The organism is Mycobacterium sp. 852002-51057_SCH5723018, assembly GCF_001667035.1.
Taxonomy (GTDB): domain Bacteria; phylum Actinomycetota; class Actinomycetes; order Mycobacteriales; family Mycobacteriaceae; genus Mycobacterium.
Genome location: NZ_LZIR01000021.1, coordinates 66034 through 81219, shown reverse-complemented (window position 1 = coordinate 81219; position 15186 = coordinate 66034). Strand labels below are relative to the sequence as shown.

Annotated in this window: 17 protein-coding genes; 5 read left to right on the top strand and 12 right to left on the bottom strand. The window is 67.4% G+C overall.

The window, feature by feature from the left end; all coding sequences use genetic code 11:
• Window positions 1-111: 111 nt before the first annotated feature.
• From tuf to A5764_RS05285, 5 genes are all read right to left on the bottom strand, one after another.
• Window positions 112-1302 carry an elongation factor Tu gene (tuf, locus tag A5764_RS05305; protein ID WP_067109668.1) on the bottom strand — a complete coding sequence of 397 codons (1191 nt, stop codon included), beginning with the start codon at window positions 1300-1302 and terminating at the stop codon, window positions 112-114.
• Window positions 1303-1399: 97 nt separating this feature from the next.
• Window positions 1400-3505 (bottom strand): elongation factor G, encoded by a 2106-nt coding sequence (gene fusA, locus A5764_RS05300; RefSeq protein ID WP_082951507.1) that lies wholly within the window; start codon window positions 3503-3505, stop codon window positions 1400-1402.
• 73 nt (window positions 3506-3578) lie between these two features.
• Window positions 3579-4049 (bottom strand): 30S ribosomal protein S7, encoded by a 471-nt coding sequence (gene rpsG, locus A5764_RS05295; protein ID WP_067109665.1) that lies wholly within the window; start codon window positions 4047-4049, stop codon window positions 3579-3581.
• Window positions 4049-4423: a 30S ribosomal protein S12 gene (gene rpsL / locus A5764_RS05290; protein WP_003879423.1), complete on the bottom strand. Its 375-nt coding sequence runs from the start codon at window positions 4421-4423 to the stop codon at window positions 4049-4051. The genes rpsG and rpsL overlap by 1 nt, the downstream gene beginning before the upstream one ends.
• Before the next feature lie 235 nt (window positions 4424-4658).
• A complete protein-coding gene (locus A5764_RS05285; RefSeq protein ID WP_067109662.1) occupies window positions 4659-5291 on the bottom strand; it encodes a TetR/AcrR family transcriptional regulator in 633 nt (210 codons plus the stop codon).
• A 198-nt stretch (window positions 5292-5489) separates the two neighbouring features.
• Here A5764_RS05285 and A5764_RS05280 point away from each other — a divergent pair, with 198 nt between their 5' ends.
• Together A5764_RS05280 and A5764_RS05275 are read left to right on the top strand one after the other, a co-directional pair.
• Window positions 5490-5867 carry a DUF3060 domain-containing protein gene (locus A5764_RS05280; protein WP_067109659.1) on the top strand — a complete coding sequence of 126 codons (378 nt, stop codon included), beginning with the start codon at window positions 5490-5492 and terminating at the stop codon, window positions 5865-5867.
• A gap of 21 nt (window positions 5868-5888) precedes the next feature.
• The gene (locus A5764_RS05275) at window positions 5889-6371 is read left to right on the top strand and encodes a DUF3060 domain-containing protein (protein WP_067109656.1); all 483 of its coding nucleotides are present in this window, start codon (window positions 5889-5891) and stop codon (window positions 6369-6371) included.
• Window positions 6372-6380: 9 nt separating this feature from the next.
• Here the strand turns inward: A5764_RS05275 and A5764_RS05270 are convergent, their stop codons facing one another.
• Genes A5764_RS05270 through A5764_RS05245 form a run of 6 tightly spaced genes read right to left on the bottom strand, consistent with a single transcriptional unit; the run spans window position 6381 to window position 12165 of the window.
• Window positions 6381-7148, bottom strand: coding sequence for a crotonase/enoyl-CoA hydratase family protein (locus A5764_RS05270; protein WP_067109654.1), 768 nt, complete (start codon window positions 7146-7148; stop codon window positions 6381-6383).
• Complete coding sequence (locus A5764_RS05265) at window positions 7145-7885, bottom strand: PaaX family transcriptional regulator C-terminal domain-containing protein (RefSeq protein ID WP_067109651.1); 741 nt, start codon at window positions 7883-7885, stop codon at window positions 7145-7147. The genes A5764_RS05270 and A5764_RS05265 overlap by 4 nt, the downstream gene beginning before the upstream one ends.
• Window positions 7886-7897: 12 nt before the next feature.
• Window positions 7898-8836 (bottom strand): crotonase/enoyl-CoA hydratase family protein, encoded by a 939-nt coding sequence (locus tag A5764_RS05260; protein ID WP_067109648.1) that lies wholly within the window; start codon window positions 8834-8836, stop codon window positions 7898-7900.
• 49 nt (window positions 8837-8885) lie between these two features.
• Complete coding sequence (locus tag A5764_RS05255; protein WP_067109645.1) at window positions 8886-10514, bottom strand: acyl-CoA dehydrogenase family protein; 1629 nt, start codon at window positions 10512-10514, stop codon at window positions 8886-8888.
• Between the two features lie 53 nt (window positions 10515-10567).
• Complete coding sequence (locus A5764_RS05250) at window positions 10568-11398, bottom strand: PHB depolymerase family esterase (RefSeq protein ID WP_067109642.1); 831 nt, start codon at window positions 11396-11398, stop codon at window positions 10568-10570.
• An 11-nt stretch (window positions 11399-11409) separates the two neighbouring features.
• Window positions 11410-12165 carry a deoxyribonuclease IV gene (locus A5764_RS05245; RefSeq protein ID WP_067109639.1) on the bottom strand — a complete coding sequence of 252 codons (756 nt, stop codon included), beginning with the start codon at window positions 12163-12165 and terminating at the stop codon, window positions 11410-11412.
• Between the two features lie 200 nt (window positions 12166-12365).
• On the opposite strand from A5764_RS05245, the gene A5764_RS28740 reads away from it, so the two are divergent.
• The 3 genes from A5764_RS28740 to A5764_RS05230 are packed head-to-tail and all read left to right on the top strand — an operon-like array spanning window position 12366 to window position 14592.
• Window positions 12366-12662, top strand: coding sequence for a hypothetical protein (locus A5764_RS28740; RefSeq protein WP_067109636.1), 297 nt, complete (start codon window positions 12366-12368; stop codon window positions 12660-12662).
• Window positions 12663-12664: 2 nt separating this feature from the next.
• Window positions 12665-13981 (top strand): hypothetical protein, encoded by a 1317-nt coding sequence (locus tag A5764_RS29210; RefSeq protein WP_067109633.1) that lies wholly within the window; start codon window positions 12665-12667, stop codon window positions 13979-13981.
• On the top strand, window positions 13978-14592 hold the full coding sequence (locus A5764_RS05230) for a hypothetical protein (protein WP_067109630.1): 615 nt from the start codon (window positions 13978-13980) through the stop codon (window positions 14590-14592). The genes A5764_RS29210 and A5764_RS05230 overlap by 4 nt, the downstream gene beginning before the upstream one ends.
• Here A5764_RS05230 and A5764_RS05225 read toward each other — a convergent pair.
• Window positions 14589-15131 carry a hypothetical protein gene (locus A5764_RS05225; RefSeq protein ID WP_082951506.1) on the bottom strand — a complete coding sequence of 181 codons (543 nt, stop codon included), beginning with the start codon at window positions 15129-15131 and terminating at the stop codon, window positions 14589-14591. The genes A5764_RS05230 and A5764_RS05225 overlap by 4 nt on opposite strands.
• Between the last annotated feature and the right edge of the window lie 55 nt (window positions 15132-15186).

Sequence of the window (15186 nt, the reverse complement as noted above, 5' to 3'; positions counted from 1 at the left end):
CCTCCATTGGGCCCCCACCGCTCCCGCTGGCGGCTATGCCCCCCCGCCCCCCCCCGGGATGCCGCCCCCCCCCCCCCCCGTTTGGGGGGGGGGGGCTCCGCGTCGAACGGACTACTTGATGATCTTGACGACCCGGCCGGCGCCGACGGTGCGGCCACCCTCGCGGATCGCGAAGCGCAGCCCCTCGTCCATGGCGACGGGCTGGATCAGCTTCACCGAGATGTTGGTGTTGTCACCGGGCATCACCATTTCGGTGCCCTCCGGCAGCGTCACCACACCGGTCACGTCGGTGGTGCGGAAGTAGAACTGCGGACGGTAGTTGTTGAAGAACGGCGTGTGCCGGCCGCCCTCGTCCTTGGACAGGATGTAGACCTGGCCCTCGAACTCGGTGTGCGGCGTGGTGGTGCCGGGCTTGGTGACGACCTGCCCGCGCTCGACGTCCTCGCGCTTGATACCGCGCAGCAGCAGCCCCACGTTGTCGCCGGCCTGGCCCTGGTCGAGCAGCTTGCGGAACATCTCCACACCGGTGACGGTCGTCTTGGTGCTGGTCGGCTTGATGCCGACGATCTCGACTTCCTCGTTCACGTTGATCACGCCGCGCTCCACACGACCGGTGACCACGGTGCCGCGGCCGGTGATGGTGAAGACGTCCTCGACGGGCATCAGGAACGGCTTGTCGGTCTCGCGGACCGGGTCCGGGATCGACTCGTCGACCGCGTTCATCAGCTCCTCGACGGACTCGACCCACTTGGCGTCGCCCTCGAGCGCCTTGAGCGCGGAGACCCGCACCACCGGGGCGTCCTCGTCGAACTCCTGGGCGGCCAGCAGCTCGCGGACCTCCAGCTCGACGAGCTCGAGCAGTTCCTCGTCGTCCACGGCGTCGGCCTTGTTCAACGCGACCAGGATGTAGGGCACCCCGACCTGGCGGGCCAGCAGCACGTGCTCGCGGGTCTGCGGCATCGGGCCGTCGGTCGCGGCGACCACCAGGATGGCGCCGTCCATCTGGGCCGCGCCGGTGATCATGTTCTTGATGTAGTCGGCGTGACCAGGGGCGTCGACGTGCGCGTAGTGCCGCTTGTCGGTCTGGTACTCGACGTGCGCGATGTTGATGGTGATACCGCGCTGACGCTCCTCGGGGGCGTTGTCGATCTGGTCGAACGCCTTCGACTCGTTCAGGTCCGGATACTTGTCATGCAGGACCTTGGTGATAGCCGCGGTCAGTGTGGTCTTGCCGTGGTCAACGTGACCGATGGTCCCGATGTTGACGTGGGGCTTGGTCCGCTGGAACTTCGCCTTCGCCACTTTTGTGTCCTCCGACTTGTTGGTGCTTTGTTAAGCAGTTTGATTTCTTTGGTTGTGCCGCGGTGTTAACCGGGCCAGCTTACTCGTACGGCCGATGTCACTGGCCCGTCGCCTTCGCGATGATCTCCTTCGACACGTTGGCCGGAACTTCGGCGTACGAGTCGAACACCATGGAGTAGTTCGCCCGGCCTTGGGTCTTCGACCGCAGGTCGCCGACGTAGCCGAACATCTCCGAGAGCGGCACATGCGCCTTCACGACGCGCGCACCAGCGCGCTCCTCCATGGCCTGGATCTGGCCACGGCGGGAGTTCAGGTCGCCGATCACATCGCCCATGTAGTCCTCGGGCGTGGTGACCTCGACGGCCATGATCGGTTCCAGGATCACCGGCTGCGCTTGCGCGGCAGCCTTTTTCAGCACCTGGGAACCGGCGATCTTGAACGCCATTTCCGACGAGTCGACCTCGTGGAAGGCCCCGTCGAGCAGCGTGACCTTCAAATTGACCAGCGGGTAGCCGGCCAGCACGCCGTACTGCATGGCGTCCTGCGCGCCGGCGTCCACCGACGGGATGTACTCGCGCGGGATGCGCCCACCGGTGACCTTGTTCTCGAACTCGTAGGTCGCCCCGTCTTCGCCGGTGAACGGCTCCAGGCTGATGAGCACCTTCGCGAACTGGCCGGAACCGCCGGTCTGCTTCTTGTGGGTGAACTCGACCTTCTCCACTTTCCGCTTGATGGTCTCCTTGTAGGCGACCTGCGGCTTGCCGACGTTGGCCTCGACCTTGAACTCGCGGCGCATCCGATCCACCAGGATGTCCAGGTGCAGCTCGCCCATGCCGCCGATCACGGTCTGGCCGGTCTCCACGTCCTGGTGCACCTTGAAGGTGGGGTCCTCCTCGGCGAGCTTCTGGATCGACAGGCTCAGCTTTTCCTGGTCGCTCTTCGTCTTCGGCTCGATGGCCACCTCGATCACCGGGTCCGGGAAGGTCATCGACTCGAGCACGATCTGCTGGTTCGGGTCGCTCAGGGTGTCACCGGTGGTGGTGTCCTTGAGGCCGATCACCGCGTAGATGTGGCCGGCGCTGGCCGTCTCCACCGGGTTCTCCTTGTTGGAGTGCATCTGGAACAGCTTGCCCAGCCGCTCCTTCTTGCCCTTGGTGGCATTGATGACCTGGCTGCCCGAGTCGACCTTGCCCGAGTACACCCGGACGTAGGTCAGCTTGCCGAAGAACGGGTGAGTCGCGACCTTGAACGCCAGCGCCGAGAAGGGTTCGTCGGTCGACGGCTTGCGCGTGACCTCCTGGTCCTCCTTGCCGGGGGCGTGGCCCACGGCGGGCGGCACGTCCAGCGGCGAGGGCAGGTAGTCGATCACGGCGTCAAGCATGGGCTGCACGCCCTTGTTCTTGAACGCGCTGCCGCACAGCACCAGGTAGGCCTCGGAACTGATCGTGAGCTTGCGCAGCGCGCCCTTGATCTCCTCGACCGAAAGTTCCTCGCCCCCGAAGTACTTTTCCAGCAGCGTCTCGTCGGTCTCGGCGACCGCCTCGAGCAGCTTGGTGCGGTACTCGTCGGCCTTCTCCTGAAGGTCCTCGGGAATGTCGATGGTGTCGTAGGTCTCGCCGAGCTTGGTCTCGCCGCGCCACACCTTCGCCTTCATCTCGACGAGGTCGACGACGCCTTCGAAGTCGCCCTCGGAGCCGACGGGCAGCTGGATCGGGATGACGTGGGCGCCCAGGCGCTCCTCCATCGTCCGCACCGAGAAGTAGAAATCGGCGCCGATCTTGTCCATCTTGTTGACGAAGCAGATCCGCGGGACGTCGTACTTGTCGGCCTGCCGCCAGACCTGCTCGGACTGCGGCTCGACGCCCTCCTTGCCGTCGAAGACCGCGACTGCGCCGTCGAGCACGCGCAGGCTGCGCTCCACCTCGACGGTGAAGTCGACGTGTCCGGGGGTGTCGATGATGTTGATCTGGTTGCCGTTCCAGAAGCAGGTGGTGGCCGCGGAGGTGATGGTGATCCCCCGCTCCTGCTCCTGCTCCATCCAGTCCATGGTGGCGGCGCCGTCGTGCACCTCACCGATCTTGTAGCTGATGCCGGTGTAGTAGAGGATGCGCTCGGTCGTCGTCGTCTTGCCGGCATCGATGTGCGCCATGATGCCGATATTGCGGACCTTGGTCAGGTCGGTCAGCACGTCCTTCTGTGCCACAGAAGTCTTCCCACTCTTTCGATTACGTAGTTAATTCGCGGCCGCTCTCGCCTCCGGCAACGCTGCCGGGCTATTACCAGCGATAGTGCGCGAACGCGCGGTTTGCCTCGGCCATCTTGTGGGTGTCCTCACGCCGCTTGACGGAGGCCCCCAGGCCGTTGCTGGCATCCAGGAGCTCGTTTGCCAGCCGCTCGATCATGGTCTTTTCCCGGCGTTGCCGCGAGAAGCCGACAAGCCAACGCAGCGCCAGCGTGGTGGACCGGTCCGGACGCACCTCGACGGGCACCTGGTAGGTCGCTCCACCGACACGGCGGCTGCGCACCTCCAGGGCGGGCTTGACGTTGTCGAGAGCACGCTTGAGCGTGATGACCGGATCGGTTCCTGTCTTTTCCCGGGCCTGCTCAAGCGCACCATAAACAATGCGCTCGGCGAGCGATTTCTTCCCCTTGAGCAGAACCTTGTTCACCAGCTGGGTGACCAACTGCGACCCGTAGACGGGGTCGTTGACCAGCGGACGCTTGGGCGCGGGCCCCTTGCGCGGCATTAGCTCTTCTCCTTCTTGGCGCCGTAACGGCTGCGAGCCTGCTTGCGGTTCTTGACGCCCTGCGTGTCGAGCGAACCGCGGATGATCTTGTACCGCACACCGGGCAGGTCCTTGACTCGGCCACCACGCACCAGCACCATCGAGTGCTCCTGCAGGTTGTGGCCCTCGCCGGGGATGTATGCCGTGACCTCGACCTGGCTCGTCAGCTTCACGCGCGCAACCTTCCGAAGCGCCGAGTTCGGCTTCTTCGGGGTGGTGGTGTACACGCGGGTGCATACGCCACGGCGCTGCGGGCTGCCCTTGAGAGCCGCGGTCTTGACCTTGCCGATCTTGTCCCGGCGACCCTTGCGGACCAGCTGCTGAATGGTTGGCATCTACCGGCTTTCTGTGTTGTTCTGGCTCAGCTGTTTACGTCTGTGTACTGCAGTTTTGGCCCCGGCTCGGGATCACTCGCCTACCCCGCGGCCGGGTGTGTCGCAAGCGCTCAGCATCGGATTTTGATCCGATGCGTCGTGGACATGCGAATTAGCCCGGCATCCGCTTCCTTACGTCAGGCGCCGCAAGCCGCCAGGCACGAGCTACCACGATACCCGGCGCCGGTCTCGCAGGTCAAAGCGTGCGCCGGTCAAGACCCTCCAGACCCCGAGCCAGCCGCAGCACCATGTCGGAGAACAGCGCGTCGGTGTCGATGTCGTCCATGACACCGGTCATCTCCAGCAGCACGAACCCGTGCAGGGCGGACCAGAATTCCAGCGCGGCGTGGAACGCCTCCTCGCCGCCCAGACCGTAGGAGCCCAGCACGGAGATCACCGGTGCGGCCGCCCCCCGGGTCGCGGCGGCGTACTCGGGGTCGTCACCGCCTAGCGGCATCCGGGTGAACGCCGAGTACCGGCCGGGGTGGTGATGCGCGTAGCTGCGGTAGGCGCCGGCCATGACGAGCACGGCGTCGTCGCGGGCGCGCCCCTCGCCGACCCGGTTCAGCATCGTGATGATGTCGTCGATCACCCGGATCCGCACCGCGCGGCGCAGGTCCTCGAGGCTGTCCACGTGGTTGTACAGCGACGGCCCCTTGGTGCCAAGCTGCGTGGCGAGCGCGTTGATGGTCAGTGAGTCCCAGCCCTCCCGATCCAGGAAGGTCAGTGCGCCGTCGACGATCCCTTCGCGGCTCAGCTTGGCCGGGCGGGAGCCGGATTTCCCGGTGCGCTGGCGCCCAGCCGCCGGCGGCGGTTCTGGAGCTGCCATGGCGATTCGCCCTTCACTGATCGGGTGGGTCAACTAATGACTCTAGTTGACAGGAGGGGCGAATCGAGCGCGCGATCGCGGGCAGCGATTCGGTGATCGAAATACCCCTGCCATCGAGCGGGCAAATGCACGTACTCTCATTCCAGGTCTCATCCCAGGCTGATTCGAGCAGATTCACCCGTCGTGAGGGGGCGCGCCGTGAACTGGACAACCGCCGTCGGATCGCTGGCTGCCTGTGTCATCGCCGTCGCTGCTAGCGCCGCCGCGCCGGCTCCGGCCGCGCACGCCAAGAACGGCGACACCCACGTCGTCGGGCAAGGCGTCGAGCGGACGCTGGACTGCAACGATTCCACGCTGCTCGTCAACGGGACGGCCAACAACATTACCGCGCTGGGCAACTGCTGGGCGGTGACGGTGATGGGCTCGGGCAACACCGTCGTCGCCGACTCGGTCACGCACGACATCACCGTCTACGGCTGGGATCAGACCGTGTTCTACCGCAGCGGTACGCCGATCATCTGGGACCGCGGCCGCGAACTAGGCATGACCAACCGGCTCCAGCAGGTGCCCGGCTGACCGAGGGAGAATCGAGGATCGATGCGCGACTTGTTCACTGACCGCTCGTCCCGGCTGGCCGCGTTCGCGCTGGCGCCCGCCGTCGCGGCCTTGGTGTTGGCGGCCTGCAGTTCGACGGCCAACCCGCCCGGTGGCACCACGGCCACCACGACGAAGAGTGGGACCACCACCACGAGCGGCGCGGCCGCGCCGAGCAGCACGAGTGGCGCGAGCACCACCGCGTCCGTCGAGATCGGCAACACGCTGAACTACGGGTCGATGGGCACGACGGCCACCCTCGATTGCGCCAACGGCAAGTCGCTGAACGTGGCCGGGTCGAATAACACACTGACGGTCACCGGCACGTGCGCGACGGTGAACGTCGGCGGGGCCAACAACAAGATCACCTTCGACAAGGTCGACACCCGCATCACCGTGGTCGGGTTCAACAACACCCTCACCTACAAGGACGGCGCACCCAAGGTCGACAACCTCGGGTCTGGCAACGCGATCAACAAGGGCTGACGCGCGGGCCTAGTTCGTCGGCGCGCCGTGCCGCCCGGCGCCTGCGGCGAACCGCCCGGCTCCCTCCGCCGCCTCGGCGGCAACCCTTGCGATGCTGGCGAATTCGAAGTCGATCGCGTCCGATTCCGGCAGGCCCCACTGGTGCAGGGCCGACAGCCGATCCGACCGCATGCACTGCTGCGGCAGCGCCGCGAGGCGGGCCGCCAGTTCCTCGGCGGCTCGCCGGGCCTGGCCTCGGGGCACGACCCGATTGGCCAGCCCGATGGCCAGCGCTTCATCGGCCGCCACGCCGCGCCCGGTGAGGATCATGTCCATTGCGCGGCTCTGCCCGATCAGCCGGGGCAGCCGCACCGTGCCGCCGTCGATGAGCGGTACGCCCCAGCGGCGGCAGAACACCCCGAACACAGCGTCCTCCTCGGCCACCCGCAGGTCGCACCAAAGGGCCAACTCCAGGCCCCCGGCAACCGCGTAACCGCTGACCGCGGCGATCACCGGTTTGGACAGCACCATCCGCGACGGGCCCATCGGTCCGGGACCCGTCCGGTGCACGGTATTGGCGTCGGGCGTGCCGAAGGCCTTCAAATCGGCTCCGGCGCAAAAGGTTCCGCCGTCGCCCCACAGCACGGCGACCGATGCGGCGTCGTCGCGGTCGAATTCCTCGAATGCCGCGTACAGGGCGGCGGCCGTCGGGCCGTTGACCGCGTTGCGCGCCTCCGGTCGGTTCAGGATCACCGTGGTCACCGCGCCATTGCGCTCCACACGCACCGGGTTTCTCATGTCGCCTCCAGGAGTTGGGTCCCATCTTTTTGGTCCGCCACGTCGCGTCGTTCGAGCAGTTTGGTGGCGAAGGCGTGATACGCGGCGCGCAGCCGGGCGCCTGGCCAATCGGCGGGCAGCAGCTCGGCCGGCAGCATGGGGTCGGTGAGTAGGTGGCGCACCATCGCCGCGGCCACCATGAACCGACCGGGAACGTCTGCGGCGGTGGCCATCTCGTCGAGCAGCCGGTGGCCGGCTTCGGCCCATGCCGGCAGGTCCCACAGGTCGGCCGCCAGTTGGGCGGGCGCGTCGTCGCGCCCCTTCAGGACCCGTACGCGGGCGGCCACGTCGGGATCCAGGGACTCCTCGAGGTTGTCGGGCCGCATCCACACGCCCTCGCGCAGCTCGCCAAAGCGCTTGTCGTGCAAGGTCGTCCGCAGTGCCGCCCGGGTGCGGGCGTCGGTGCCCACACTGGTGACGATCAGCACCACCCAGTCTCCGTGCCACGCCCGGGTTCGCGGGTCGATGGCGTCGTCCTGGCGGCGCTGGCGGGCCAGCAGCCGATCCGAGAGCCGGTAGCCGTCGGCCGAGCGGATCAGGTCGCCGGCGCTGACCATGCGGGTCAGCGCGACGCGCAGCGTCGATTCCTTGATTCCGAAATCGGCGGTCAGCCTGATCAATTCGCTGGCGGTCGCCCAGGCGGGGTGGGCCCCGAGCAGCACGCTGAGCACCACCGACCGGGCCGTCATGTTCGGCATGCCTACACCCGCTTAGACCTGCGACGCCCGGCGGCCGTGGTCACCGAAGGGCTCGTCGCGATGCCGCACGGCCTCCCGGAAGCCGTGCTCGGTGGCGTCGGCGACGAAGGCGTGGCCCTCCGGGGTGTGCCGGGCGACGCCGTCGAACACGGTGCTGACCATCCTGCTGGTGGCCACACCCTGTTGCAGCAGCGCGGAATTCAGCGCGAGCTTGACCATGATCAGCTGGTTGACGGGCATCGCGGCGATCCGCGCTACCAGCCGCTCGGTGCGCTCGTCGAGGTCCTCCGGGTCCGGCGCCTCGACCGCCAGGCCCCACTCGGCCGCCTGCGCGCCGGTGATGCAATCGCCGGTGAGCAGCAGGCGTTTGGCGCGCTGATCGCCGAGCCGGTGCGCCCACAGGCCCGCCGCCGGGACGCCCCACACCCGGCTGGGCGGGTAGCCGATCTTGGCGTCGGCGGCGGCGATCACCTGGTCGGCGTGCAGCGCGATGTCGGTGCCGCCGGCCACGCAGTAGCCGTGGATCTTGACCACCGTCGGCTTGTCGGCGTGCATCAGGCTGGAGAAGCCCCGCACGAACCGGCTCATCATCTGGTAGTCGATCATCGGGTCCCACGGCTGATTGGGCAGGTGGTTGACCGCCTGCGTCTTGCCGTCCAGCACGGTGCCCTGATACGCGCCCGTGCCGCCGGCCGAACCGGTGCGGTCGGCGTAGGCGCTCAGGTCGAAGCCCGCGCAGAAACCCGCGCCGCGCCCGGAGACCAGGATGACGTGCACGTCGGGATCGAGGTCGGCGCGCTCCACCAGCGCCGAGAGCTCCAGCGGGGTGTCGGCCACGATCGCGTTGCCCTTTTCCGGGCGGTTGAACGTGATCCGCGCGACCCGGTCGGTGACCTCGTAGGTCATGGTTTTCAGGTTGTCGAAGTCGACCGGCCTGATGGCGTGAGTCAACGGCGCCGCTCCTTCTCATCGCTGCGCTCTGCATCGTCGCCGGCGCGCGTCATCCCTTAACTAGAGCACGCTCGAGAATCGGCGCCAGATCCAGACCGTCGGGCATGGTGCCGAACGCGCCGCCCCATCGGCCGTCGAGCCGGGTCGTCAGGAACGCCTCGGCGACGGCGGGATGCCCGTGCCGCACCAGCAGCGAGCCCTGCAGCGCCAGGCAGATGTCCTCGGCGACCTTGCGGGCGCGGTAGGCGATGGAGTCTAGGTCGTTCAGCTGGTCGCGCAGCTCCTCGACGTGGGCGTCCAGCCGCGCGTCCTGGCCCGCGCTCTCGGTGAGCTCCTTGAACAGCACCTCGACGCATTCGGGGCGAGTTGCCATGGCGCGCAAGGTGTCCAGCGCGCTGACGTTGCCCGACCCCTCCCAGATGCCCATCAGCGGCGCCTCGCGGAACAGCCGCGGCATCCCGGAGTCTTCGACATAGCCGTTGCCGCCCAGGCATTCCAGCGCCTCGGCGGCGTGCGGGGTGGCGCGCTTGCACACCCAGTACTTGCCGGCCGCCAGGCCGATGCGGCGCAGCAGCGCCTCGGTCTGGTCCCCGCGCACGGCCCTGTCGGTGGCGCCGGCCATCCGCATCGCGACGATCGTGGCGGCCTCGGCCTCGACGGCCAGATCCGCGAGCACGTTGCGCATCAGCGGCTGGTCGATCAGGTAGGCGCCGAACGCCTTTCGGTGCTGCGCATGGTGGATCGCGCGGGTCAGGCCGGTGCGCATGCTGGTGGCGCTGCCCAGCGTGCAGTCCAGGCGGGTCAGGTTGACCATCTCGATGATGGTCGGGACGCCGCGACCCTCCTCCCCCACCAGCCACGCGGTGGCGCCGTCGTATTCGACCTCGCTGGAGGCGTTGGCGCGGTTGCCGAGCTTGTCCTTGAGGCGCTGCAACAACATCCGGTTGCGGGTGCCGTCCGGCAGCACCCGCGGCAGCAGGAAGCACGACAGCCCGCCCGGTGCCTGCGCCAGCACCAGGAAGATGTCGCACATCGGCGCCGACGTGAACCATTTGTGCCCGGTCAGGCTGTAGGTGCCATCGGCGTTGGGGGTGGCCTGGGTGGTGCCGGCCCGCACGTCGGAGCCGCCCTGCTTCTCGGTCATCGACATGCCGGCGGTGATGCCGGCCTTGGTGGTGGCAGGCCGTAGCTCCGGGTCGTACTCGCGACTCGTCAGCAACGGCTCGTAAACCGCCGCCAGTTCCGGGTTGTAGCGCAGCGCGGGGACGACGGCGTAGGTCATCGAGACCGGGCAGGTGTGTCCCGGCTCGACGTTCCAGACCGACATCTTGGCGGCCCGCACCACATGGGCGCCGGGACGCTCGTCCGCCCACGGCGCGGCGTGCAGGCCGTGGCCGATCGCCGCACGCATCAGCTGGTGGTAGGCGGGGTCGTACTCCACCTCGTCGACGCGGTGCCCGCAGCGGTCGTGGGTGTGCAGGATGGGCCGGTTGCGGTCGGCGAGCTCTCCCCAGCGCTGCGCCTCGCGGCTACCGGCAAGCGCCCCAAAGTCGTTCACCTCTTCCAGGCCCCATTGCCCGCCCTCGCGGATCAGGGCCTCGACGAGCACCGCGGAGGTGGCGGGGTTGTAGTTCTCCAGCGGCGGAACCTGGTTGGTGACGACATGGGTCTCGGGCATGCCACCATGTTACATTTTTTCGACAATCGCACAAGAGGTGTAACGCGCGTCGGTCAGCGTGGGTGCACGGCGAAGAATTCCCACAGGTCTTGGGTCGCGAAGTCCGGCCATTCGTGGCCCCCCTGGTCGATCGTGACGAGCACGACTCCCCGGTTGTCGGCGCATCCCGCGGCCGAAGTGGTTACCGGGCCATTGGTCGTGGCGTACGGCGCGCCGCATCGATCAACGGTGCGCCAGAACGCATTAACGTCGGGAACGGAAGGACCGTTGATGACGCTGTAGCCCTGCCCGCCGCCGTAGGGCACAAGCCGATCCGCGGTGCCGTGAATGTGCATGACCGACATAGGACGCGGGGTGGGGCACGGGTTCAGCTGCGTGCCCGCAACCGGCCCGATCGCGGCGAAGATGCCGGTGGTGCACGCCAGCGTGTAGGACATGATGCCGCCATTGCTCATGCCGGTGGCATATACCTTGGCGGGATTGATGCCGAGGTTCTTGACGATGTCAGCGACGGCTGCGCTGATGAAGCCGATGTCATCGACGCCTTCTCGTCCGGACCGGCCGCAGCAGGTTTCCCCGTCGACGTTCCAGGTTCGGCCGAGGCCATCCGGGTAGGCGACGACGAATTTGCCCGCGTCGGCCAATCCGTCCCAGTTGTAGTCTCTTTCGGCTTGCCTGGCGCTCCCCGAGGCACCGTGCATCATCACGACGAGCGGGGCCGACGCGGGCATGCCGGCGGGCTTGTACAGCCGATAGCTGCGGTCGAGCGAGCCGACTTTGAGGTGGTGGACGCTGGTGCCGTTCACGAAGCCCGTCGGCGGCGTCCGCGCGCAACCCACGACCAGGAGAAATGCCCCGAGAAGCGCTGCCAGCCGGCCGAGCATGGGCCCGAGATTCAGCCGCCGGTGTTTTCCCGCAGGAACGCGATGTCGTCCTTGCGGCCCTCGTCGGCCGTTTCGCAGATGACGGGCGCATCGGCGGCCTTGACCACCGCGACGAGCAGTTCGGGATCGATCTGACCGGTGCCGAAGTTGGCGTGCCGGTCCGCGCCCGAGCCCGCGGCATCCCGCGAGTCGTTGCAGTGCACCAGGTCGATGCGGCCGGTCAGTGCCTTGATCCGCTCGACGGCGTCGATCAGCTCCTCACCCGCGGCCCACGCGTGGCAGGTGTCCAGGCAGAAGCCAATTCCCTTGTCGCCGATACGGTCCCACAACCTGCCGATGGTGTCGAAGTGGCGGGCCATCGCATGGTCGCCGCCGGCGGTGTTTTCCAGATACACCTGCACCTCGGTTTGCAGGTAGTCCAGCGCCTTCACCCAGCGCTCGAAGCCGGCCTCCATGTCGTTGTCGTCGGCGTGGCCGCCGTGCACGATCACCGCCGTCGCGTTGATCGCCGAGGCCGCATCGCAGGTGTCCTGCAGGATCTTGCGCGACGGGATGCGGATGCGGTTGTTGGCCGAAGCCACGTTGATGAGATACGGCGCGTGGACGTACAGCGGCATGCTCGACGCCTTCAGCGTCTCGGCGTCGTCGCGCGGCTTCGGCTTCTTCCAGCTCTGCGGGTTGCCGAGGAAGAACTGCACCGCGTCGGCGCCGTCTGCCTGGGCGGCGGCCAGGGGATCGTCGCTGTGGACGTGCGAACCGATGAGCACGGTGGCCAGTCTAGTGAGGGGTTGTGACGCGCCGGAATGGCGCCGCGTGCAGACCGATAGGCGACTCCCGAATCGTCTAGCACATGCGCCAGCGGTTTCGCGGATTGGGTCGTGGTGCTCCGGCGGTACGGATGTGGCGGATGTGACTGCGAGCGCCCAACTGACTTTCGCTGCGCGACGGGACGAATACACTTTCGGTCATGCAGCTGTTGCGTGTGGACACCGCTGCTGTGCAGGAGATGGCCGGCCGGTGGGCCGCGTCGGTGGGCGAACTGACCGAGACGGAGGTTCCGGCGGGGGTCGGTTTGTCGTTTCAGGCCAGCGCCGCGGCGGTCACCGCCGCGCATACCGACGTCACGTCGTTCACCGCGGCGCTGGCGACCCGGGTCGGCACGCACGCAACCCACGTCGGCCAAGCCGAAGCCGGCTACCTGGCCAACGAAGCGGATGCGGCCAAATCGATGGCCGCCGTGGCCGCCTCGGCGACCGGCGTCTAGCGATGTCCGCGGTCGCAGGTATTCCCGGCCTCTCGCAGCTGGTGGCGTGGCCCACCGACCACCTCACGGAGGCGGCCGACCACTGGGAGGACGTGGGCGCGCGCAGCTACGGCGTGGCCAACCAGGTGTGGCGCGACGCGCTGTCGGTCGATTGGCACGGCCGCGGCGCCGAGGCGCTGCGCACCGCCACCCACGCCGACATGCTGACCACCAGCGCGGTGGCCGACCAACTGCAGGCGGCGGCCAAGGTGGCCCGCAGCGGCGCCTCGGATCTGTATGCGGCCCGTTCCCGGGCGCGCTACGCGGTCGAGGATGCCCATACCGCGGGATTTGTTGTGGGAGAAGACCTCACGGTCACCGACGGCTCGCGCGGCGGTTCGGCTGCGCAGCGGGCGGCCCGGCAGGCCCAGGCACAGGCTTTGGCCGCCGATATCCGCCAACGCGCGGCCCAACTGCTCGCCGCCGATCAGCAGGTCGCCGGCAAAGTCACCGTAGCCATGGCCGGAGTCCGCGACACCTTTCCGCAGAACCCGAGCACGACCCCGCCGCCACCGAAAATCCAAGCCGTCGACAACCACACGTTCAAGCAGGACCCAGCGCCACCGCCCGATCCGGGTGCAGAGCCACCGTGGAAGAAACTACCGTCCCCCCGGACGTTGGAAGACGTCCGAAATGCGTTGCGGCAGCTGCCCAAAGGCAGAAATGCTCCTGTTCGGCAATTGGAGACTCCTAACCAGATAAAAGACTTCTGGGACTGGCTTACTGAAGGCGCTCATGATTTGCCGCCGCGAGGCGATACTGCGCGGAGACTCCTGGATGACGGCACCGAGATCAATCTGCGGCCCGACAGCGAATCGGGCGGACCGACCATCGAAGTGGTTACACCCGGGTCCGGAAAGAACCCGAAGGTGCACTTGCCGTTGCCGTTCGTCGATGACCCGCCTGAGCTGCCCCCCGTGCTCAATCACCCTCCGGTGGCACCTGCGCCGCCAGCTGCCGGTCGTCCGCTTCCGACTTCGCTGCCGCCCACGCAATTCCCCGACCCAACGCACCTACCGCCGTGGTTGCAGAATCCGTCGCCGCCGGGATTCGTTGTCAGCCCGGCAAAGCCACCGCCGGTGTTTGGGTGGGACCGGCCGGACGCACCGGCGTCACACCCGGCGCCGCCACCTCCGAGCGGCCAGTCGTGGCTGCCGGAGGTGGGCCACGATCTCAGTGAGGGAGGTAAGGCAATGTTCGGCTGGGTAGTCGTTGGCGGGGTTCTGGTGTGGACGATCCTCTGCGGAGGCGGGCAGGGGGGTGAGGCGGCCGTGCCATGAGCGCATCGACTCCGTCACAGCGCTGGCAGCCCCTGCCAGCGTCCTCACTCGTCGATGTACTGACCGAGGACGAAGACATCGAGGATGTGGCCGCCTTGTCCGCCGCAGACCTACCGGGATGGCTGGAGGGGTTGAGCATTCCGACGGGCTGGCAACGGCTCGTGCTCCCCGACCAGCCGGAACCGCCGGTGGCGCGAATTGCGGTGCACGGACCGCGGGGTAACGGCGAATGGGAGGCCGCTGAAACCATTAGCGTCTTCGGCTACACCGGCTGGCCGGTCTTCTACGACGTGTTTCACAACGCCGATCGCATGCTGCGCGGTCTCAACGCCGCCGGTATCGCCGTCAAGGTGCTGCCCGTTCCTCGGATCCAACGGACGGCCGCGATACGCAGCACCGGCGCCGCGGTCATCGGCGACCGAAGCGTATGGATCCAGCAGAGCCACTATGTGAGCGGTTCGGAACAGCCGCACGCGAGCCGCCTGATTGTGCACAGCCTGTTCGTCGAGACCGCGTGCCGGGCTCGGCTGACCGAGGACATCGCCCGGCTCAGCGATGCGGTGTACCAAGGCTTCATTGCCGCAATCGTCAAAGAGTGCGGCATCGCCTAGTCATCGCTGGCAACGACCAGTGCCACACTGCCGGCGCGGCGGTCGATCAAGACATACTCGAAGAATCCCGTCAGCGAGCCCACGGAGCTACCCCACTCGTGTTGGGCGATGTCGCGTAAGTCCGGCAACTGATACCGGCCGGTGGCGCTGCGGATCCGCGGATACAACTCCCGCTCCATCTCTTCGCGGGGACCGTCCGGCAGCGGTGCCGCGTACTCGGCCCAGGTGCGGATCAGCGCTTCGGCATCGGGCCCAGACACGGGCGAAAACACATCCGGCGTAATGGCATACAACCAATACGGCCCATGAATGCTCTCCATGTCGTTGTCGCCGGTACCGCCGTAGCTGTCGCGATAGCGGACGTGGTGGATCAACAACGCCAACACCTCATGGTCATCGGTGTCGGCTGGCAACGCGAATAGTTTGATGCTCACCCACTGATAGGTCTGGTTGCGGAAATTGATGAACACCTCGCGGTCGTAGACCAACCGCTCCTCCGCGGACTCAGCACTGGTCCCGACGCCGCCTGGTTCGCTCATCGCTTCCCACCTCCTTGTCTCAAGCACAACCGGAATTTCGCTGAGAAGCAAGCCA